Annotated in this window: 18 protein-coding genes; 9 read left to right on the top strand and 9 right to left on the bottom strand. The window is 72.2% G+C overall.

Features of this window, described 5'->3' with window-relative positions; genetic code table 11:
* Positions 1-65 precede the first annotated feature (65 nt).
* Entirely contained in the window at positions 66-953 is an 888-nt protein-coding gene (locus tag FGW37_RS27930; protein WP_179083587.1) for a YceI family protein, read from the top strand.
* Positions 954-987: 34 nt separating this feature from the next.
* Here FGW37_RS27930 and FGW37_RS27925 read toward each other — a convergent pair whose 3' ends face one another.
* Both FGW37_RS27925 and FGW37_RS27920 read right to left on the bottom strand, forming a co-directional pair.
* Positions 988-1,413 (bottom strand): hypothetical protein, encoded by a 426-nt coding sequence (locus tag FGW37_RS27925; RefSeq protein ID WP_179083586.1) that lies wholly within the window; start codon positions 1,411-1,413, stop codon positions 988-990.
* A gap of 92 nt (positions 1,414-1,505) precedes the next feature.
* A complete protein-coding gene (locus tag FGW37_RS27920; RefSeq protein ID WP_179083585.1) occupies positions 1,506-2,390 on the bottom strand; it encodes a phosphatidylinositol-specific phospholipase C/glycerophosphodiester phosphodiesterase family protein in 885 nt (294 codons plus the stop codon).
* 262 nt (positions 2,391-2,652) lie between these two features.
* On the opposite strand from FGW37_RS27920, the gene FGW37_RS27915 reads away from it, so the two are divergent.
* From FGW37_RS27915 to FGW37_RS27905, 3 genes are all read left to right on the top strand, one after another.
* Positions 2,653-3,873: a phosphodiester glycosidase family protein gene (locus tag FGW37_RS27915; protein WP_179083584.1), complete on the top strand. Its 1,221-nt coding sequence runs from the start codon at positions 2,653-2,655 to the stop codon at positions 3,871-3,873.
* 134 nt (positions 3,874-4,007) lie between these two features.
* Positions 4,008-5,420, top strand: coding sequence for a family 2B encapsulin nanocompartment shell protein (locus tag FGW37_RS27910; protein ID WP_179083583.1), 1,413 nt, complete (start codon positions 4,008-4,010; stop codon positions 5,418-5,420).
* Positions 5,421-5,524: 104 nt separating this feature from the next.
* Positions 5,525-6,931: a family 2B encapsulin nanocompartment shell protein gene (locus FGW37_RS27905; RefSeq protein WP_179083582.1), complete on the top strand. Its 1,407-nt coding sequence runs from the start codon at positions 5,525-5,527 to the stop codon at positions 6,929-6,931.
* 94 nt (positions 6,932-7,025) lie between these two features.
* On the opposite strand, the gene FGW37_RS27900 is transcribed toward FGW37_RS27905, so the two are convergent.
* On the bottom strand, positions 7,026-7,220 hold the full coding sequence (locus tag FGW37_RS27900; RefSeq protein WP_179083581.1) for a hypothetical protein: 195 nt from the start codon (positions 7,218-7,220) through the stop codon (positions 7,026-7,028).
* A gap of 154 nt (positions 7,221-7,374) precedes the next feature.
* On the opposite strand from FGW37_RS27900, the gene lysX reads away from it, so the two are divergent.
* Together lysX and FGW37_RS27890 are read left to right on the top strand one after the other, a co-directional pair.
* Positions 7,375-10,734: a bifunctional lysylphosphatidylglycerol synthetase/lysine--tRNA ligase LysX gene (lysX, locus tag FGW37_RS27895; protein ID WP_179083580.1), complete on the top strand. Its 3,360-nt coding sequence runs from the start codon at positions 7,375-7,377 to the stop codon at positions 10,732-10,734.
* An 87-nt stretch (positions 10,735-10,821) separates the two neighbouring features.
* The gene (locus FGW37_RS27890; RefSeq protein WP_179083579.1) at positions 10,822-11,763 is read left to right on the top strand and encodes a DMT family transporter; all 942 of its coding nucleotides are present in this window, start codon (positions 10,822-10,824) and stop codon (positions 11,761-11,763) included.
* A gap of 32 nt (positions 11,764-11,795) precedes the next feature.
* On the opposite strand, the gene FGW37_RS27885 is transcribed toward FGW37_RS27890, so the two are convergent.
* The 6 genes from FGW37_RS27885 to FGW37_RS27860 form a co-directional block, all read right to left on the bottom strand.
* Positions 11,796-12,467, bottom strand: coding sequence for an ABC transporter ATP-binding protein (locus FGW37_RS27885; RefSeq protein WP_179083578.1), 672 nt, complete (start codon positions 12,465-12,467; stop codon positions 11,796-11,798).
* Positions 12,455-13,450: an ABC transporter ATP-binding protein gene (locus FGW37_RS27880; protein ID WP_179083577.1), complete on the bottom strand. Its 996-nt coding sequence runs from the start codon at positions 13,448-13,450 to the stop codon at positions 12,455-12,457. The genes FGW37_RS27885 and FGW37_RS27880 overlap by 13 nt, the downstream gene beginning before the upstream one ends.
* Complete coding sequence (locus tag FGW37_RS27875) at positions 13,402-14,229, bottom strand: ABC transporter permease (RefSeq protein WP_179083576.1); 828 nt, start codon at positions 14,227-14,229, stop codon at positions 13,402-13,404. Before FGW37_RS27875 ends, FGW37_RS27880 begins: the two co-directional genes overlap by 49 nt.
* Positions 14,222-15,187, bottom strand: a complete 966-nt coding sequence (locus FGW37_RS27870; protein ID WP_179083575.1) for an ABC transporter permease — start codon at positions 15,185-15,187, stop codon at positions 14,222-14,224. Before FGW37_RS27870 ends, FGW37_RS27875 begins: the two co-directional genes overlap by 8 nt.
* Positions 15,188-15,219: 32 nt before the next feature.
* Positions 15,220-16,815, bottom strand: coding sequence for an ABC transporter substrate-binding protein (locus FGW37_RS27865; protein WP_179083574.1), 1,596 nt, complete (start codon positions 16,813-16,815; stop codon positions 15,220-15,222).
* A gap of 67 nt (positions 16,816-16,882) precedes the next feature.
* On the bottom strand, positions 16,883-17,935 hold the full coding sequence (locus FGW37_RS27860) for a LacI family DNA-binding transcriptional regulator (protein ID WP_179083573.1): 1,053 nt from the start codon (positions 17,933-17,935) through the stop codon (positions 16,883-16,885).
* A gap of 152 nt (positions 17,936-18,087) precedes the next feature.
* Between FGW37_RS27860 and FGW37_RS27855 the strand changes: the two genes are divergently transcribed.
* Genes FGW37_RS27855 through FGW37_RS27845 form a run of 3 tightly spaced genes read left to right on the top strand, consistent with a single transcriptional unit; the run spans position 18,088 to position 21,154 of the window.
* Positions 18,088-19,395: an ABC transporter substrate-binding protein gene (locus FGW37_RS27855; RefSeq protein WP_179083572.1), complete on the top strand. Its 1,308-nt coding sequence runs from the start codon at positions 18,088-18,090 to the stop codon at positions 19,393-19,395.
* On the top strand, positions 19,392-20,327 hold the full coding sequence (locus FGW37_RS27850) for a carbohydrate ABC transporter permease (protein WP_246430865.1): 936 nt from the start codon (positions 19,392-19,394) through the stop codon (positions 20,325-20,327). Before FGW37_RS27855 ends, FGW37_RS27850 begins: the two co-directional genes overlap by 4 nt.
* On the top strand, positions 20,324-21,154 hold the full coding sequence (locus FGW37_RS27845) for a carbohydrate ABC transporter permease (protein ID WP_179083571.1): 831 nt from the start codon (positions 20,324-20,326) through the stop codon (positions 21,152-21,154). Before FGW37_RS27850 ends, FGW37_RS27845 begins: the two co-directional genes overlap by 4 nt.
* Positions 21,155-21,204: the final 50 nt, after the last annotated feature.

Here is a 21,204-nt window from a genome sequence, read left to right as displayed (position 1 = left end):
TATCAGCGACAGAATATGGTGATCTACAGTTCAATCACCTTCTGGTCACGGAAAGGCCCTTTGGGATGGCTTTCGCCCTGCTCCGCCGGTTCACGCGCCCCTCCCGCCCGGAGGCCGCGCCGATTCCGCTCGGGGCGGGGGCTCTCGACTGCATCGTCGTGGAGCCGATGCAGTCGCCCTTGCACAGAGCCGAGGTCTCCGTGCGGGACGCGGGCGGCCGGGAAGTGGTGCACGGGCAGACCGACCCGCACGGCCGCTTCGCGACGACCGTCGCTCCCGGCGAGTACAGCGTCTCCGTGACGGCCGAAGGCTTCCGGCCCGTCCTGCGCACCGTCACCTGCGCCGAGGAGACCCGCACGTCGCTCGGCACCCTCGCGATGGAACTCGCCCCGGCACCGCCCATGCCCGCACCCGGCGCCTGGCGCATCGACCCGGACCACACGGCGGTGCGCTTCATCGCCCGGCACATCGGCCTCGCCGAGGTGCACGGCCGCTTCAACCGCTTCGAGGGCACCCTCTGGATCGCGGAGGACGTCCGGCACTCCCGCATCGACGTCGTGATCGACACGGCCAGCATCGACACCGGGGTCGCACAGCGCGACGAGCACCTGCGCTCGCCGGAGTTCCTGGACGTCGTCAACTACCCGTACATGCAGTTCACCAGCGAGCGCTTCGTGCACCGCGGGGGCTCGCACTGGACCGTGCAGGGCGTGCTCAACCTGCACGGCGTCAGCCGGAACATCGCCCTCGACACCCGCTACCTGGGGATCGGCACCGGCATCATGGGCGAGACCCGCACGGCCTGCTCGGCCTCCACCGAGCTGCACCGCGAGGACTTCACCCTGGACTGGCGCTCCATGCTCCGGCGCGGCATCGCCATGATCGGCGCGACGATCAGGATCGAACTGGACATCCAGGCCGTTCCGGAGCAGCCGCAGGCGCCGACCACCTGACGCCCCGTATGCAACGTGGCCGTGAGGCCGGCCTTCAGCCCCGGCCGCCGTCGCCGGCGAACGGGAGCAGCCCCGAAGGGAGGCCGCTCGGCAGGCTCGTGGGCAAGGACGTGGGCAGACCGCTGGGCAGACCGGACGGCAGGGCGGTCGGCCATTGCGACGGGAACCCGCTCGGGAGGGTGAGCGAAGGCGACGACGTGGCCGCACCCGGGCCGCCGGGCTCACTCCCGTCACCCGGCCTGCCCGGCTCCCCGCCCTTGCCGCCGACGACCAGGACGGCCCCCAGGGCGATCCCGGCCGTCGCCACCAGCGCGACGACGAGCAGGGCGGCACGGCGCCCGCCACCGCCCCGGCGAGGAGGCGGAGGCGGCGGTGCGCCCCACGGCGGCTGGGCGGGCCCGAAGCCGCCCGGGGGCGGACCTGCGGGCGGCCCGTACGGCGGTCCAGGTGGAGTGGCCATGCGGCCAGCGTCCCGCCGGACGTGCGCACACCGGCGGGCGGTGACGGAACCGCTACACGTTCCACCCCGGACCCGGACATTCCGTGCAGCGTTCAGCCCGCCGCGCGCAAGAACGCCTCCAGGCCGGCCAGATCGTCGGTGTTGAGCACGTCCACACCGGCGGAGAGCAACTCCCGCCACACGGCCTCGCGCGCCGGGCCGGGCCGGTCGGGCGTCGCCCAGAACCTCACGCGCCGGCCCTCGGCGTGCGCGGCGGACACCATCTGCCGGAGCCGGGCCCTCTCCGCAGCCGGCATCGGGCCGACGCCCTGCCAGCCGAAGGCGGTGCTCCAGTTGTCGCTCACCAAAGGGATGAACGACGCGGGCGAACCCCCGCCGAGGTCGGCGAGCCGGCCGTCGTAGAAGGCGTGCCGCAGCCGCTCCTCCGCCATCGGCCCCCGCGCGCCGCGGTCACCCGAGACGACCGCCGTGACGGCGCCGCGACGGATCCGGCCGTCGGCGCAGGAGGTGAACAGCGTGCCGTAGCGACGCAGGCGCCGCGAGAGCTCCCGATAGGTCGCCGCGCCGTCGCTCTTGATGTCGACGAGCAGCCGCAACGAGAGGTTGTAGCCCTGGTAGACGCGGCCGTGGCCAGCTCTGACCCGGCGCTCCAGCGGGTCGAGGTAGAGGGCTTCGAGGGTGCGGGCCGGGTCGAGGCCCGAGGCGTCGTGGGCGACGAGCAGCCGCCCGTCGACGAGCCAGATGTCCGCCTCGACGCTGCCGAACCCGTGGGAGAGCGCATCGGTGAGGGGGTGGGCGTGCTCGTAGTCGTTGTGCGCGTGCGCCCGGCGCAGGGGCGGCCTGCCCGGCGCGCCGGACGCCTCGCGCCCCGCGGCCGCAGGCCGGGCGAAGACAGGGGTGGCGAAGGACCCCGTGAGCGCGGCGCCGAGGGCGGCTCCGAGGCTGACGACGGCTGCGCGGCGCGTGCGAAGGCTCATGGCAGCTCTCCCAGTTCTCCAGGAACTCCCAGGCCGGTGGGTGTGCCGGTGGGTGTGCCGGTGTGCAGCCGCGGTCCGTCCGCACCGGCCGGCACCTGTGAGTATCCGGGCCGGACGGGCCCCTGGGCAGGGATGTGCCGAGAGTTGCCCGCGTCGACGTCGGCGCGTTCCCTGTCGTTCTTTCGGGGCATGGTGAACTGTTCTGCGCCGTGCCAGAGTTGACGGGACCTCTGGGGTGACTGTGAAGAGACGCAGAAGACGCATGCGCTCGGTACTGACGGTTCTGGTGGCATGGGCCTCGCTGATCGGCGGCGGAGGCACCTCTTTGGCGGATGCGGGCGACCGGCCCGTACTGCAGTACCGGTCCCTGGCCCCGGTCGCGCCGGGCGTGGAGTACCGGGAGTTCTCCATTCCGGCCTCCCACGGCCCGGCGTACGGGCACGTCCTGAGGGTCGATCTGAGCCGGCCGGGCGTCTCGCTCGACCTGCTCCACCCCGGCTCCGTCGCCGCGAGGTCGACGGTCTCCCGGATGGCGGCCGCCCGGGACGCGGTGGCCGGGGTCAACGGCGACTTCTTCAATATCACGGAAACCCAGCACCCGGGGGTCGAGGCGACGGGTGCACCGGTCGGGCCGTCCATCGCGAACGGCCGCCGCCTCGGCGCGGCCGTGCCGAACGGGCAGCGCTTCGGACCGGCGATGCCCCCCGGTGTGAACACCCGGGACGTCATCGGCCTCGGCACCGACTACAGGGGCCGGCTGGACCGGCTCACCCTGGAGGGCACCGTGACGGCCAAGGGCAGGACGCTGCCGCTGCGCGGCCTCAACCAGTACGCCCTGCCGGTCGGCGGCATCGGCGTGTACACCCCCTCCTGGGGGACGGCATCACGGCTCCGCGCCACCTGCGGCACGGACGCCAGCAGAGGCGCACCCTGCACCGACGACACCCACGAACTGACCGTCCGGCACGGCAAGGTGACGGCCGCGGCGCACAGACCCGGCCGCGGCGCGATCGCCTCCGGCACGCTCGTGCTCGTCGGGCGGGACGCGGGGGCCCGGGAGCTGCGCAGCCTCAAGGTCGGTGACGCCGTGCGCGTCCAGGACCGGCTGAAGGGGGTGCACCGGGGCGCGCTGCGCTTCGCCATCGGCGGCTTCCCCGTACTGCGCGACGGCCGGCTGCTCTCCGGGCTCGACGGTGCGACCTCCGCCGTGCGGACCGCCGCGGGCCTGGGCGACGAGGGGCGGCTGTTCTACCTGCTGGCGCTGGACGGCGCCGCCGACTACCGGACGGGGCTCACCGTCGCCGAGCTCGCCGACCTGATGCGCGATCTGGGCGCGGACGACGCCGTCAACCTGGACGGCGGCGGCTCGAGCACGCTGGTCACCCGCGATCCGGAGAGCGACCGGACGGTGGTCCGCAATCATCCGTCGGGCGGGGCCGAGCGGCCGGTGGCAAACGGCATCGGCGTTTTCGTCCGAACGTAACATCATCGATCAATCCACCCTTTTGAGTGACTGCGCCCGCTGATATCCCACTGCTAGCTTCGAGGGCGGCCAGGGGAATTCTTCAGCAGGTCCGCAGCGGCCTGTTTCCATAACGGATGGGTGGGCATTCGCATATGACGACGTCAGTGGAGACCGGCACCGACGGCAATAACGATCCCGGCCGGCTGAGCCTGGGCACCGAGGCCGCACGGAATCTGGCGACCACGACAAAGTCCGTTCCGCAGATGCAGGGAATCACCTCGCGGTGGCTCCTGCGGATGCTGTCCTGGGTGCACGTCCCGGGCGGTACGTACCGGGTGAACCGGCGCCTGACGCACACCCTCGGCGACGGCCGGGTGGAGTTCGTCTCCACCGGCGCCGACGTCCGGGTCATCCCGGCGGAGCTGGGCGAACTCCCACTGCTGCGCGGCTTCGACGACCCGGAGGTGCTCGAAGCGCTCGCAGGCCGCTTCACCCAGCGGGAGTTCCGGCCGGGCGAGGTCGTCGTGGAGGCCGGGCAGCCGGCGGACCAGGTGGTCCTGATCGCCCACGGCAAGCTCACCAAGGTCCGTGAGGGCGAGTACGGCGATCCGGCCCTCCTAGGCGTCCTGGCCGACGGCGGCTACTTCGGCGACCGGGCCCTGGCCGAGACGTCGGAGAGCAACTGGGACTTCACCGTCAAGGCCGTCACCGCCTGCACCGTGCTGACCATGCCGCGTCAGGCGTTCCACGAGGTCATGGAAGGGTCGGCCGGGCTGCAGTCCCATGTGGAAGCGTTCCGTACCACCACCGCCCGCCCGCAGAACGAGCACGGCGAATCCGCGATCGACGTGGCCTCCGGCCACTCGGGCGAGCCGGCGCTGCCCGGCGTCTTCGCCGACTACGAGCTCTCCCCCCGGGAGTACGAGCTGAGCGTCGCGCAGACCGTGCTGCGCGTCCACACCCGCGTCGCCGACCTCTACAACGAGCCCATGAACCAGGTCGAGCAGCAGCTGCGGCTGACCATCGAGGCCCTGCGCGAGCGCCAGGAGCACGAGATGATCAACAACCGCCGGTTCGGCCTGCTGCACAACGCGGACCTCAAGCAGCGCATCCACACCCGCAGTGGCCCGCCCACCCCCGACGACCTCGACGAGCTGCTCGCCACGGTCTGGAAGGACCCGAGCTTCCTGCTGGCCCACCCGCGTACGATCGCGGCCATCGCCCGGGAGTTCAACCGCCGGGGGGTCTATCCGGACCCCGCCGCCGTCGGCGGCCACTCCGTGCCCGCCTGGCGCGGAATTCCCATCTTCCCGTGCAACAAGATCCCGATTTCCGAGAACGGCACCAGTTCCGTGCTCCTCATGCGCACCGGAGAGGAATCCCGGGGCGTCGTCGGACTGCACCGGACGGGAATTCCGGATGAATACAAGCCGAGCCTTTCGGTGCGTTTCATGGGTATCAGCGAACAGGCCATCATCTCCTACCTGGTGAGCGCCTACTACTCCACCGCCGTGCTGGTGCCGGACGCCCTCGGAATTCTGGAGAACGTCGAAATCGGCCACTGACCCCGGCCCTCGGTCCCCGGCTGCAGCCGCCGGGGACCACCCGCACCACGCACCGCACCGCGAATCCGCGCCCCGTACCGCATACAGATGGGTGATCACCAGCTATGACCACGTCAGTGGAGTCCGGCCAGGTCGCATCGGCCACGGAGGCACAGCTCAGCCTCGGCACCACAGCGGCCCGCCAGCTCGCCACGACGACCAAGTCCGTACCGCAGATGCAGGGGATCTCCTCCCGCTGGCTCCTGCGCGTGCTGCCCTGGGTGCAGGTGTCCGCCGGCACCTACCGGGTGAACAGGCGGCTCACGTACACCGTGGGGGACGGCCGGGTCGAGTTCGTCTCCACCGGTTCCGAGGTCCGGGTCATCCCGCCGGAGCTCGGAGAGCTCCCGCTGCTGCGGGACTTCGGCGACAACGACACGCTGGAGGCCCTGGCGGACGGCTTCGTCCAGCGCGAGTACGCGGCGGGTGACACCCTCGTCGAAGCCGGCGCCCCGGCCGACCACATCTTCCTCATCGCCCACGGCAAGCTCAACAAGACGGGCACCGGCAAGTACGGCGACGAGACCGTGCTCGGCGTGCTGGCCGACGGGGACTACTTCGGCGAGCAGGTCCCCCTGGAGCCGGACGGCACCTGGGGGTTCACCGTCCGGGCCGTCACCCGCTGCACGGTCCTGGCCCTTCCCCTGCAGGCCTTCCAGGAGCTGGCCGAGCGGTCGGAGGCGCTGCGCGAGCACGTCGCGGCGTACGCCTCCCGCCCGGCGCGGCCGCAGAACAAGCGCGGTGAGGCCGACATCGCCGTCACCTCGGGCCACATCGGCGAGCCCGCCATCACCGGCACCTTCGTCGACTACGAGCTCTCCCCCCGGGAGTACGAGCTGAGCGTCGCCCAGACCGTGCTCCGGGTCCACACCCGCGTCGCCGACCTCTACAACGACCCGATGAGCCAGCTCGAGCAGCAGTTGCGGCTGACGGTCGAGGCGCTGCGCGAGCGCCAGGAGCACGAGATCGTCAACAACCGCGAGTTCGGTCTGCTGCACAACGCGGACATCAGCCAGCGCATCCACACCCGCAGCGGCCCGCCCACCCCCGACGACCTCGACGAGCTGCTGGCGCGCCGCCGTAAGACCCAGTTCCTCCTCGCCCACCCGCGCACCATCGCCGCGTTCGGCCGCGAGTGCACCAGCCGGGGTCTGTACCCGCAGTCCATCGACGTCCTGGGCTCCTCGGTGCGCTCGTGGCGCGGAGTGCCGCTGCTGCCCTGCAACAAGATCCCGGTGAGCGAGTCGGGGACGAGCTCGATCCTCGCCATGCGGACCGGCGAGGACAACCAGGGCGTGGTGGGCCTGCACCAGACCGGCATCCCGGACGAGTTCCAGCCGAGCCTCAACGTCCGGTTCATGGGCATCAACGAGCAGGCGATCTCCTCGTACCTGGTGAGTGCCTACTTCTCGGCGGCGATCCTGGTGCCGGACGCCCTGGGCGTCCTGGAGGACGTCGAGATCGGGCGCTAGGAGCGAGAGGCGCCGGGAGCACCGGGCGCCAGGAGCACAGCACGGCTGCATCCCGGGCCGGGTCCCCTGACAGCGGGGCCCGGCCCGGGTGTCGTCATGGCCGTACGCCGCTCACGAGGCGTGCCGTGCTGGACAGGCCGTCGGAGATCGTCGGCGCGACGCTCGTACTCGCGAGGAGAAAGCCGAGCAGGACGCAGACCAGGGCGTTCGACATGCGCAGCGACCCGCTGCGCATGAACACGACCACCAGGACGAGCAACAACAGGACCACGGAGATCGAAATGGCCATGGCGAACCTCCTCGGCGGAGCGGTTGTCCGTCAGTCTGGCCCACACAGCGCCCCGGCCCGGGGCAGCAGGTGTACTCCATTCAGGTACGAGCGTCGCCGTCCGGGTCGGTGCTCTCGGCAGGCAGGCCGTCCGCCGGGTGCCTAGGCTGGCGGAATGAGCCGCACAGCCGCCGACAGCAGGCCTTCCGCGGAGCGGCCCGCACCGGTTCCGCAGGGCCGGGAGAGCGGGGAGCGCGAGTCCGCGTGGCGGCGGCTGCTGCACCGGGTGCCGAACGGATTTGCGATCTTCTTCGGCGCCCTCGGCCTGTTCTGTGCGATCACTTCCCTGATCATGCCGCTGCGGCGGGCGGCGCTGCCGCTGACGGAGGCGCTGGACACGCTGACCGTCCCCACCGCCCCGAACCTGGCCTACGCCGTCTTCCTGTTGCTGCTCGCGACGGCGATGGCGGCCCGCAAGCGGGTCACCCTCTGGTTCGTCCTCGCCTACCTGACCCTGCTGCTGTTCGCGGACGTCCTGCTGCTGGTGGTGGGTTACTGGGACACGATCCCTTCGCTGGTGCTGTGCGTGGCGGCGATGGCGCTGCTGATCCTGGCCCGCCGGGAGTTCTACGCGGCGTCACGCCGAGGCGCGTTCCTGCGAGCCTCGCTCGTGCTGGCTGCGGGGCTCGCAGTGGCCACCCTGGTGGGCTGGGGCCTGGTGTCGCTGTTCCCCGGGTCGCTGGAGCCCGGGAGCGGCAACCGGCTGCTGTTCGTCGCCAACAAGGTGTGCGGCGGGCTGGTGAGCGGCCGGCACTTCACCGGCCATCCGCCGCACTGGCTGTACTTCCTGCTCGGGTTGCTCGGCGCGCTGGCGCTGCTCAACGCCGCCATGTCGCTCTTCCGCTCACAGCGCCTGGAGGCGGCGCTCCACGACGACGAGGAGCCCCGGATCCGCGCCTTGCTGGCCCGCTACGGCGGCCGGGATTCGCTGGGTTACTTCGCGACCCGCCGGGACAAGGCCGTGGTCTTCTCCCCCAGCGGCAAGGCGGCGGTGACCTACCGGGTGGAGGCGGGCGTCTGCCTGGCCTCCGGCGACCCGCTGGGCGATCCGGAGGCGTGGACGCCGGCGATCGACGCGTGGCTGGAGGTCGCGGGCCGCTACGGCTGGCAGCCGGCCGTGATGGGAGCCAGCGAGGCGGGTGCGAAGGCGTACGCGCGCTCGGGGCTGGGCGCGCTGCAGCTCGGTGACGAAGCGATCCTGCAGGTCGCCTCGTTCGACCTGGACGGGCGCGAGATGCGGGTGACGCGGCAGGCCGTCCACCGCGTGGAGCGCACCGGTGCCACGGTCCGTATCCGGCGGCACTCGGCGCTCACCGACGAGGAGATGCACGAGGTCATCCACCGGGCGGACGCCTGGCGGGACACCGAGACCGAGCGCGGCTTCTCGATGGCGCTGGGGCGGCTCGGCGATCCTGCCGACGGCGACTGCCTGCTGGTGGAGGCGTTCGACAGCGAGGGCACGATGATCGCCCTGCTGTCGTTCGTGCCGTGGGGGCGGGACGGGGTCTCGCTGGATGTGATGCGCCGTGACCGGGCCGCGCCCAACGGCGTCATGGAGTTCATGGTCACCCAGCTGTGCGCGCAGGCCGGGCGGTTCGCCGTCAAGCGCATCTCGCTGAACTTCGCGGTGTTCCGCTCCGCATTCGAGGAGGGTGCGCGGATCGGTGCGGGGCCGGTGCTGCGGCTGTGGCGCAAGCTGCTGCTGTTCTTCTCCAAGTGGTGGCAGCTGGAGGCCTTGTACCGCTCGAACGTGAAGTACAACCCGGAGTGGCACCCGCGGTTCCTGTGCTACGCGGACGCAGGCGCCCTGGCGCGGATCGGGCTCGCCGCCGGCATCGCCGAGGGGTTCGTCGCGGTGCCCAGCCTGGGCCAGCTGTGGAACCGCGGGCGGGCCAGGGGCATCACCAGCCCGGCGTCCACCGCGGGGCTGCCGCCGCTCTCCGAGCTCGGCCTGGAGGCGGGGGCCGAGGAAGCGGGGCGGGACGGGCTCGCGGGACTGCCGGAGCAGGTGCGGGTGCGGCGGCGGAAGCTGGAGCTGCTGCGGGCGGCGGGCGTGGAGCCGTATCCGGTCGAGGCGCACCGTACGCACACCCTTGCCGCGATCCGCGCCGCCCACGCGGGGCTCAAGCCGTCCTCCCGCACGGGCGAGCGGGCGACGGTGACCGGCCGTGTGCTGCTGGTCCGCAACCACGGCGGCGTCGCGTTCGCCGTCCTCCGCGACTGGTCCGGCGACCTGCAGCTGACCTTCACCCGGGAGGACTGCGGCCGCGAGGGGCTGCGGCGCTTCGCCACGCACGTCGACCTCGGCGACCACATCGAGGCGGAGGGCGAGATCGGCACCACCGACCGCGGTGAGCTCACCGTCTTCGTCAGCAGCGCCCGGATGACCGCGAAGTGCCTGCGCCCCCTGCCCGACAAGCGGCACGGTCTGAGCGACCCCGAGGCGCGGGTGCGCATGCGCTACGTGGACCTGGCCGTCTCGACGGAGGCGCGGCGGACGGTGCGGGCGCGCAGCGCGGCGGTGCAGGCGCTGCGCCAGGGGCTGCTCGACCGGGGCTTCCTGGAGGTGGAGACGCCCATGCTCCAGCAGATCCACGGCGGCGCCAACGCCCGGCCGTTCACCACGCACATCAACGCCTACGACCTCGACCTGTACCTGCGGATCGCGCCGGAGCTCTATCTCAAGCGGCTGTGCGTGGGCGGCATGGAGAAGGTCTTCGAAATGGGCCGCACGTTCCGCAACGAGGGCGTCTCGTACAAGCACAATCCCGAATTCACGATGCTGGAGGCGTACCAGGCGTTCGCCGACTACGACGTGATGCTCGACCTGACGCGCGAGCTGATCCAGGCCGCGGCCGTCGCCGCCCACGGGTCGGCGGTGGCGCTGCGGGCGGACGCCGGGGGCAGGCCGGTCGAGCATGACATCTCGGGGCCGTGGCCGGTGAAGACCGTCTACGGCGCGGTCTCCGAGGCGCTCGGCGAGGAGATCGGCGCGGACACCCCGGTGGGCGCGCTGCGGCGGCACTGCGACGCGGCCGGGGTGCCGCACCGGCCGGAGGACGGGCGCGGGGACATCGTGCTGGAGATGTACGAGCGGCTGGTCGAGGAGCGCACGGAGCTGCCCGTCTTCTACAAGGACTTCCCCACCGACGTCTCGCCGCTCACGCGTCCGCACCGCGACGATCCGCGGGTCGCCGAGCGCTGGGACCTGGTGGCCTTCGGCACGGAGCTGGGCACGGCGTACTCGGAGCTGATCGACCCCATCGAGCAGCGGCGCCGGCTGACCGCGCAGTCGCTGCTGGCGGCGGGCGGCGACCCGGAGGCGATGGAGCTGGACGAGGACTTCCTGCGGGCCCTGGAGTACGCGATGCCGCCGACGGGAGGGCTCGGGGTCGGGGTGGACCGGCTGGTGATGTTCCTGACGGGACTGTCGATCCGGGAGACGCTGCCGTTCCCGTTGGTGCGGAGGCGGTGACAGCGGGGCACCTCTCAAAGGATTCCTTTGAAGAGTATATAGAATCCTTTATTTGCCTTATAGATCCGCCGTTGTTAGCTTGCGAATATGACCTCGGCACAGCGCACCCGAATCCCGTGGACACCGATGGCGGCGACCGCGCTGCTGTGGGGCTCCGCGTTCACCGCCATCCAGGTGGCGCTGCCGGACTACTCCCCGGCCTCCGTCGCGCTCCTGCGCATGGCCATCACCATCGCCGTCCTCCTGCCGTGCCTGTTCCTCGGGCGCATCGGCCGGCTGCACCGCGGCGACGTACTGCGCATGGCGGCCTTCGGCCTGACCGGAATGACGGCCTACCAGGTGCTGCTGTGCGCCGGCGAGCAGAGCGTGGACGCGGGCACCGCGGCCATGCTGATCGCCGCGTCCCCGGTCTTCACCACCGTGCTCGGTATGGCCTTCCTGGGCGACCGGCCCGGCGGGCGGGGCCTGGCCGGTCTCGCGGTGGCGCTCACCGGCGCGCTCACCGTCGCCGTCACCTCGGGCGGCGGGAGCGGTTCGCTCATGGGCGCACTCATGGTGCTCGCCGCGGCCGCGACCCAGGCGACGTCCTTCGCCCTGCAGAAGCCACTGCTCAAGCGGTACTCGGGCGCTGAATGCGTCTTTTACGGCAGCCTGTTCGGCATGGTGCCGCTGCTGCCGCTCGCCCCCGAAGCGGTGGGGCAGATCGCGGCGGCCGACGGCCACCGCACGCTGGCGGTGCTCTGGCTGGGCCTGGGCTGCACCGCGATGGCCTTCTGGACCTGGTCGCGGACGCTGCGGGCCACGACGGCGTCGACGGCTTCGCTGGTGCTGTACGCGGTGCCGGTCGCTGCGCTCGGCCTTGACGCGGCGTTCCTGGGGAACCTGCCGGCGCTCAACGCCGTCGGCGGCGGGCTGCTCGTGCTGGCCGGTGTCGCCGTTGCCACGGTGCGGAGGGCGCCGAAGGAGCCGGAGCCGGTGCGGGCGGAGTCCGCTGCGGCCGAGCGTGAGCTTGTCGGCAGCGAGCGCTAGCTCTTCGGGGCTCTGCCCCGGGCCCCGGCCCTCTATCGCCGGACGGGCTTATGGTCCAGTTCGTCCCACCGCACCGTCTCGTCGCACCAGCGGTTCAGCAGCACGCTGTCGTGTCCCACCGCCAGCAGGCCCGCCCCGCTCTCGGCGCGGTAGGTCTCGACCGCCGCCACGAGTGCCGCCGCCGTCGACGCGTCCAGCATCGCCGTCATCTCGTCGCAGATCAGCCAGCGCGGGCGCAGGACCAGCGCCCGGGCCAGGCAGGCCCGCTGCAACTGGCCGTCGCTGACCTCGTGCGGGCGCCGGCCGAGCAGTTCCCGGGAGAGCCCGACCCGTTCGGCCAGGCCGGCGGTCGCCGACGCGGCCTCGTCCCGGCGGCCCGTCGCCCGCAGCGGCTCCGCGATCAGGTCGGCGAGCCGCATGCGCGGGTCCGCGGCGAGGCGCGGCTGCTGGAAGACCACGCCGAAGGCCGTGCGCTGCTCGCGCGGGGCGCGGTGGCGCCAGCCGCGGACGGGAGCGCCGTCGATGACGACGGTCCCGGAGTCCGGCCGGTGCAGCAGGGCGGCCACCCGGGCCAGGGTGGACTTGCCGCAGCCGCTGGGGCCGAGCAGGCCGACGGACCGCCCGGCCCCGACCGTCAGCGAGACCTCGCGGACGACGGGCGCGCACCGGTCGTAGCCGGCGGTGATACGGCTCAGTTCGAGCACGTGGTGGCCTCCTCCGGGTGGTGGCAGGCCACGCCGCCGACCGGCGCCGGGAGCGTCCCGCACCGTGCGGTCGCCCGTACGCAGCGGGGGGCGAAGGCGCAGCCGCCGGGCAGGTCGCCGAGTTCGGGGGGCATGCCCGGGATGGGGGTGAAGGCCCGCTCGGGCAGGGCGTCGAGCAGGGCGCGGGCGTAGGGGTGGCGGGGGCCGGGTGCGCCGAAGAAGGCGGGGGCGTCGGCGATCTCCACGATGCGGCCCGCGTACATGACGGCGACGCGGTCGGCGATGCGCCGGGCCGCCGCGAGGTCGTGGGTGATCATCAGCAGGGCGCGGCCGGTGTCGGCATGCCGCCGCAGTTCGTCCACCGTGCGGTCGACGAGGTCGCGGTCGAGGCCGGTCGTCGGCTCGTCGGCGAGCAGGAGCGGGGCGTCGCCGACGAGGGCGAGCGCGGTGGCGGCGCGCTGGGCGAGGCCGCCGGAGAGCTGGTGCGGGTGCCGGTCCAGGTGCGTGGCGGGGAAGGCCGCCCGTTCGGCCGCGGCTTCGGCCGCTTCCCTCAGCCCTCCCTTGCGAAGGCCCGTCAGCTCCCGGACGGTCTCCTCCAGCTGGGAGCGCACCGTGCGGACGGGGGTGAGGTGTGCGGAAGGGCTCTGCGGGACGAGGCCGATGCGGCGGCCGCGTACGGTGCGGGCGAGGGTGCGCTCGTCGGCGGCCAGGAGGTCGAGGTCGCCCAGGAGGGCCCGGCCGGTGGCCTCGGCGTTGCGGGGCAGCAGGCCGAGCAGCGCGGAGGCCAGGACGGATTTGCCGCAGCCGCTCTCGCCGATGAGGGCGAGGCATTCGCCGGGGGCCAGCTCGAACGAGGCGCCGGTGACGGCGGCGATCTCGCGGCCGCCGCGCATCCGGAACCGTACGGAGAGGTCGTCCACGAACAGCACGGGAGTCACAGGCTCAGCTCCGATCGGCGGCGCGGGTTGAGCCGTTCCCGCCATGCGGCCGCCAGGCCCGCCACGGCCAGGGTGGGGACGATGATGAACAGCCCGGGGAAGAGCGTCGGCCACCAGTCGCCCGCGAGGAGGGAGCCGCGCGCGCTCTGGACCATGTTGCCGAGGCTCGCCTGGTGCGTGGGCAGGCCCAGGCCGAGGAACGACAGCGCGGACTCGTGCCAGATGGCGTGCGGGATCATCAGCACCGCCGCGAGCCCCGCCTGGGGCAGCACGGCCGGCAGCAGGTGGCGGACGGTTACCCGCCACCGCGACGCGCCGCCGGACACCGCCGCTTCGATGTACGGGCGCGAGCGCAGGGACAGCACCTCGGCGCGGACGATCCGCGCCGTCGACAGCCAGTGCGTGACGACGACGGAGGCGACCACCGGCCAGACGCCGGGGCGGAACATCGTGACGACGAAGATGCCGAGCAGCAGGTGCGGCACGGACGAGAAGAGGTCGACGAGCCGCATCAGCAGGCGGTCCGTCCAGCCGCCGAGGGCGCCCGCGACCGCGCCGACCGCCGTGCCGATGACGGTCGCGGCGAGGGCTGCGGCGACGCCGACCAGGAGCGAGACGCGGAGCCCGTAGACGCTGCGCAGCAGCAGGTCGCGGCCCACCTCGTCGGTGCCGAAGGGGTGGGCCCACGTGGGCGGCTGCAGCTTGGCGGCGAGGTCGACGGCCTGCTGGTCCAGGGGTACGGCGAGCGGCACGACCAGCACGGTGAGGACTACGGCGGCCGTTACGGCGGCGGAGACGCGCGTGCGCGTGCGGGGGTCAGCCATCGAAGCCCACCCTCGGGTCGGCCAGTCCGTAGAGCAGGTCGGAGAGCAGGTTGCCGAGCAGGACGGCGGCGGTGGCGAGGACGGTCAGGGCGGCGAGCAGCGGGAAGTCGACCTTGGTGGCGGCCTCCACGGTCGCGGAGGCGATGCCGGGCCAGCTGAAGACGGTCTCCACCAGCAGGGCGCCCGTGATGAGCTCGGGGACGCGGGAGCCGACGAGGGTGAGGACGGGCAGCAGCCCGGAGCGCAGGGCGTGGCCGAGGAGGACGGTCCGTTCGCGCAGGCCGCGGGCGCGGGCGCCGCGCACGGGGTCCTCGTCCAGCGCGTCGCCGACGCCCTGGCGCACGTAGAGCACGAACCAGGGCAGCTGGGAGACGGCGAGCACCGCCGCGGGCAGGACGACGTGGGAGGCGACCTGTCCGGGCGTGGCGACGTCGCTGCCGGTGTCGGTGAGTCCGCCGGCGGGCAGGGCGCCGAGCTTGAGGGAGAAGAGCCAGACGGCGAGGAGGCCGAGCCAGAAGGGCGGGGCGGCTTCGAGCGCGTACGCAAGGGAGGTCACGGCCCGGTCGAACAGGCCGCCCCGGCGGCGTGCCGCGAGGACGCCGAGCACGGTGCCGGCGGTTACGGCCAGCGCGAAGGCGATGCCGCACAGCAGCACGGACCAGCCGATGCGTTCGCCGATGACCTGGGCGACGGGCTGGCGCAGGGCCGTGGAGGTGCCGAGGTCGCCGGTGAGCGCGGAGGTCAGCCAGTCCCACCAGCGGGCGGTGAAGGGCCGGTCGGCGCCGAGGTTGTCGCGCAGCTGGTCGAGGACGTCCTGGCGGGCGCCGAGCCCGGCGCTGCCGGCGTAGGCCTTGGCGGGGTCGAAGGGCGAGGCCGCGGCGATCGCGAAGACCCCGAAGGTGACGGCGGCGAGCACGGGGACGGCGGCCAGCAGCCGCCGTCCGGCCAGGCGCGCCATGGGCCCCCACGGGAGCCCGGCGGCAGCGCGGGTCACTTCTTCGGCTGCCAGTCCTCGACGTTCCACCAGGGCCCGGCGCCGAGGCCGTGGTCGTGCGGCTCGACCTGGGTGGAGAGGTCCTTCCAGCGGTCGGTCATCACGTAGAGGTGGTCGACGTGGGTGAGGAAGGTGTAGCCGGGGTTGTCGGCGAGGCCGCGCTGGACCTTGTCGTAGGCGGCCTTGCGGGCGGCCTTGTCGCCGCTGCGCCGGCCTTCCTCGAGCGCCTTGTCGACGTCGGGGTTGCTGTAGGCGGCCATGTTGTTGAAGCCGTCGAGGGCGAGGGAGGAGTGCAGCAGGTTGTAGAGGTCGAAGTCGGGGTCGGCGGGGTTGCCGCCGCCGGCGAGGACCGCGTCCTGCTTCATTCGCGGCTCGATGACCTCCCAGGTGCCGCTCTGCACCTTGGCCTCGATGCCGGCCTTCTTGGCGTCGGAGGCGAAGGCGAGGGCGTGCTCCTCGCGGAGCTTGTCACCGGCGGGGAACCAGAGGGTGAAGGAGGCGCGCTGTCCGTCCTTCTCGCGGATGCCGTCGCCGCCCGGCTTCCAGCCGGCGTCGTCCAGGAGCTGCTTGGCCTTGCCGGGGTCGTGCGGGCGCTCGGTGCCCTGGGCGAACCAGTCGCTGTCGGTGGGGACGGGGCCGTAGCCCGCCCGGCCGGCGCCTTCGAGGAGCTTGTCGACCATGGCCTTGCGGTCGACGGCGAGGTCGAGGGCGCGGCGCACGGCGAGGTCACCGGTGACCGTGTTGGCGGTGGGAAGGGTGACGCCGCGGAAGTCGGTGGTCTTCGCGGTGATGGTCACCTTGCCCTGGTCGCCCTTGAAGCCCCTGGCCAGGTTGGGCGGCAGGATGGCGCCGTCGAGGTCGCCGGAGCGCAGCCGCGTGGCGCGCACGTCGTCGTCCTTGATGATCGCCATGGTGAGCTTCTTGACCTCGGGCTCGCCGCCCCAGTAGCCGGGGTTGGCCTTGAAGGTCAGCTTCTCGCCCTTGCTCCAGCCGGTGAGGACGTAGGGGCCGGTGCCGACGGGGGCGGTGTTGAAGGAGCCGGTGTTGACGTCCTGGCCCTGGGCCGCGTGCTCGGGGACGATGGGCAGGACGGTGCGCTCGGCGAAGGGCGCGTAGGGGTACTTGAGCGCGAAGACGACGGTGTCGTCGGACTCGGCGGTGACCTTGTCGACGGCGTCGAGCTCGCCCTTGGCGGCGTTGTTGGTCTTCTCGTCGAGGATGGTCCGGTAGGTGAAGACCACGTCCTGGGCCGAGAAGGGCTTGCCGTCACTGAACTTCACGCCGTGGCGGAGCTTGAAGGTGTACGTGCGCCCGTCGTCGCTGACCTTCGGGAGGGCGTCGGCGAGGGCGGGGCGGAGCTTCATCTGCGCGTCGCGGCGGAGCAGGCCGTCGAAGATCTTGGAGTTGCCGTCCTTGCCGTAGCCGAGGAGGGGGCTGAGGGTCTCGGGCTCGTTGGCGATGCCGACGACCAGTGAGTCCTTCGGCCCGTCGGCGCCGCCGCTGCCGCCCGGTGCCGAGCAGGCCGCCGCGCCTGTTGCGAGAACGCCTGCCATGGCCGTGGCGGCCACTCCCCGTACGGACCGGGCCGTCATGCCCCACACCCCTGCCAAGATCTGTCGACATATTGCTATTGCGAATCAGTCGCAATTAAACAACAGCTCAAGGTGCACCTCTGCAGGCGGGTCCGGTGCTCGCGCGCGGGGACAGCCTGGGAACGGCGTCCTGGACGCTGACCGCCGGGCCACCGTCGAGGAGGACGAGGAGCTGCTGGGCGGCGCGGCGGCCGAAGGCGGCGGTGTCGCGGACCAGGGCCGTGAGCGCGGGGTGGGTGCTGCGGCAGAGCACCGAGTCGTCCCAGGCCACGATCGAGAGGGCGGCGGGTACGGGCACGCCGCGCTCGGCCGCCACCGCAAGGCCCGCCACGGCCATCACGTCGTTGTCGTAGACGATCGCGGTGGGAGGGCGGCCACCGGCAAGCTCCCTGCGGGTGGCCTCGGCACCCTGGGCGTCGGAGTAGTCGGTGGTCACCGACCGCACGTCCGGCAGGCCGCGGCGGGCGGCCTCCGCACGCAGGCAGGCCATGCGGCGCCGGGTGTGGGCGAGCTCGGGGAGGCCTGCGATGTGGGTGATGCGGCGGTGGCCCAGGCCGTACAGGTGGCCGACGATCGAGGCCATGGCGCCGGTGTCGTCGGCCCACAGCGTGGAGATCGCGCCGTGCGGCACGCCCCGGCCGTCCGGCGCGCCGACGACCACGGCGGGCAGGCCGAGGCGGTCGAGCAGGGCCGGGCGGGGGTCGTCGGCCCGCGGGTCGACGACGAGCAGGCCGTCCACGCGGCGCTCGGCCCACCAGCGGCGGTAGACCGCGCACTCGGCGTCGAGGTCCTCCACGACCTGGAAGAGCAGCCCGAGGCCCCGCCCGGCGAGCACTTCCTGTACGCCGGAGACCAGCTGCAGGAAGAAGGACTCGACGCCGAGCGTGCGGGCGGGCCTGGCCAGGACGAGACCCACGGTGGCCGCGCCTTCCCCCGAGAGGGCGCGGGCGGCGGTGCTCGGCTGCCAGCCCAGCTGCTCGGCGACCCGGCGGATGCGCGCGCGGGTGACCTCCGAGACCCCCGGGCGGCCGTTGAGCGCGAAGGAGACCGCGCTCTCGGAGACGCCCGCCCGGCGCGCGATGTCCTTGATCGTCGGGCGGCGGGCCGGTGTGCGGCGCACGGCGCACCCTCCCCTCGGCCGGCATCCGGAGCGTCTGAGCGCCTGAGCGGTAACACACTAAAGCGCATTAGTCGTTGACGACAGTATTGACTAACTCCCGTTCCGGGTGCACCTTTTGGACCGCTGCCACCGACCGAAGGAGTTCGCCGGCCATGCCGATACGCCGTGGAGCCCTCGCCGCGACCGTTCCGCTGCTCGTGTCCGCCCTCACGCTGACCGCCTGCGGCTCGGGCGGGTCCGGCTCCGGATCCGGGGAGGGCGGCGGTGCGGACGGGAAGCCCGAAGGCGACATCACCTTTCAGACCTGGAATCTGCGCAGCAATTTCAAGGACTACTTCACCGGCCTGGTGGCGGAATTCGAGAAGGCGCACCCGGGCGTCCGGGTCAAATGGCTGGACCAGCCTGCCGACAACTACGCGGACAAGCTCGGTGCGGACGCCGCCGCCGGGACCCTGCCGGACGTCGTCAACGTCTCCCCCGATCTGTCGTACCCGCTGGCCAAGGCCGGCCTGCTGATGAACCTCGACAAGGAGCCGGCCGCCGCGAAGTTCAAGGGCGAGTACACCCCGGAGGCGTGGCAGGGCAATGTGCTGCCGGGGCTGGACGGCTCGTACTCCTTCCCCTGGTACCTCAACACCGGCCCGCTGTTCTACAACAAGGACCTCTTCCGGCGGTCCGGCCTCGACCCCGAAAAGCCCCCGAAGACCTACGACGAGCTGTTCGCGGCGGCGCGGACCATCGCCGAGCGCTCCGGAGGGAAGACCGCGACGCTCGGGGGCACCCCTGCCGTCGAGGACTTCGGCCGCTACGGCGTGAAGCTCATGAACGACGACGCCACCCGGTTCACCTACAACGAGCCCAAGGGCGTGGAACTGCTCACCGCGTACAAGAACCTCTACGAGCGCGGCGGCCTCGACCCGCAGGCGCTGACCAACACCCCCGACAAGACGGGGCAGAAGTTCCTGGAGCAGAAGGTCGCCATGAATCCGGGCAGCGCCCATGACCTCGAGAACTTCAAGAAGAGCGCGCCCGGCCTCTACCGGAACCTCGGCATCACCGACGCGCCCAACAACACCGGAAAGCCCAACATGTACGTGATGGGCCTCGGGGTCAGCAGCCGCAGCAAGCACAAGGCCGCGGCCGTCGCCTTCGCGCATTTCGTGACCGACAGGAAGAACCAGGAGGCCTTCGCCCACAAGGTCGCCGTCTTCCCCAGCACCAAGGGATCGCTGGACGATCCGTACTGGACGAAGGACGACGGCACCGACGAGGGCAGGGTGCGGGTCGCCTCCGCGAAGATGCTGAAGGGCGCGGTCAATTACACGCCGGTCGTGCTCAGCGAAGAGATGAAGACCGTCCTCAAGAACGAGGTCGCCAAGGCGCTCCAGGGGAAGAAATCGCCCCGGCAGGCCCTGGACGACGCCGTCGCGCAGAGCAACAAGCTGCTCAAGCAGGGCTGACGGGCGTGAAGCGGGTGCGTACGCACCGGGCGGCCAGCCCCTGGCTCTTCCTGCTGCCCGGCCTCGGGACCGTCGCCGCCTTCAACCTCTATCCCTTCCTCACCACGCTCCACAAGGCGTTCACGGACGCCCGCACGCTGACCCCCGGCAGCTGGGTGGGGCTGCGCAACTTCCGGGAGCTGCTGGAGGACGAGCAGTTCTGGGTGGCCCTGCGCAACAGCGGCCTCTACGTCGTCCTCGTCGTGCCCTTCACGGTGCTGCTGCCGCTGCTGCTCGCACTCCTGGTGCAGAAGCGGATCCCGGGCGTCGCCTTCTTCCGGTCCGCCTTCTACACGCCGGTCGTGGCCTCCGTCGTCGTGGTGGCCCTGATCTGGGAGTGGATGCTGGACGACCGCGGCCTGGTCAACGCCGTCCTGCGCGTCCTCGGGGCCGGCCCGGTCTCCTTCCTCGGCGACGAGTGGCTGCTGCTGTTCAGCGCGATGGCGCTGACGGTCTGGAAGGGACTCGGCTACTACATGATCATCTATCTGGCGGCGCTGGCGAATGTGCCGCGCGAGCTGCACGAGGCGGCGGCCGTCGACGGCGCCGGACCCCTGCGCCGCTTCACCGCCGTCACCGTGCCCGCCGTGCGCTCCACGATGGTGCTGGTCGGCGCCCTGTCGTCGGTCGCCGCCTTCAAGGTCTTCTCCGAGGTGTACCTGCTGGCAGGGCCCACCGGCGGTCCGGCCGGCCAGGACACCACCCTCGTCATGCTCCTCCAGCGGACCGGCACGGGGCTCAACGGGCGCGTCGGCTACTCCTCCGCGATCTCCCTGATCGTCTTCGCCGTCGCCCTGGTGCTGATGCTGCTCGTCCTGCGCGCCGACCGGAGGGACAGAGAGGACTCGCAGGACCGGCAAGGCGGGCGGGACCCGAAGGGCGGGCGGGCATGAACCGCGCGACGCCCTGGGAGAAGGCCGTGCGCTACGTGCTGCTCTTCGCCGTCCTGGCCCTCACCGTCGGCCCGTTCCTCTGGCAGCTCTCGACTTCCCTCAAGGGCACCACCGAGGACATCTACACCTCTCCTCCGCGCTTCCTGCCGGCGCATCCGACCGGCCACAACTACGCCGAGGTCGCGGACATCGTCCCCGTGTGGGACTACGCCCTGAACTCCCTCAAGGTCGCCGCCGCGAACGTGCTCACCAACCTCGCCGGAGCCTCCATGGCCGGCTACGCCCTGGCCCGGCTGCGGTTTCGCGGCCGCCGGGCGGCGGGGCTGGCCTTCGTCGCGGCCGTGCTGGTGCCCCTGGAGTCCGTCGTCGTCGCGCAGTTCACGATGATGCGCGACCTGGAGCTCAACAACACGCTCGTCGCCGTCGTCCTGCCCGGGGCGGTCGGCGCGCTCAACGTGCTGCTGATGCGCAACGCCTTCGCCGCCCTGCCCTACGAGACCGAGGAGGCGGCCGTCATCGACGGGGCGAACGTCTGGCAGCGCTTCGTGCGCGTCGCGCTGCCCTCGGTGAAGGGGACGCTCGCCGTCGTCGCGATCTTCTCGTTCATGGGGGCGTGGGACGACTTCCTGTGGCCGCTGATCGTCCTGTCCGATCCCGACCGCTTCACCCTGACCGTCGGCCTGAACTACCTGCACGGCACCTTCCAGCAGGACCCGCGGCTCGTCGCCGCCGGCACCGTCATCGCCGTCGCCCCGCTCGTCGTGATGTTCGTCTGCCTCCAGCGGTACTTCTTCCGCGGTGTCGGGGAGGGCGCCGTCAAGGGCTGACCGCCCGCCCCGCCGCCCCTGCTGCCGCCACCGCCCGAAGGGTCACCCAC

The organism is Streptomyces rectiverticillatus (assembly GCF_013394065.1).
Classification (GTDB): Bacteria; Actinomycetota; Actinomycetes; order Streptomycetales; family Streptomycetaceae; genus Streptomyces; species Streptomyces rectiverticillatus.
The sequence above is the reverse complement of the archived record's forward strand: the minus strand, read 5'-3'. Positions and strand labels throughout refer to the sequence as shown.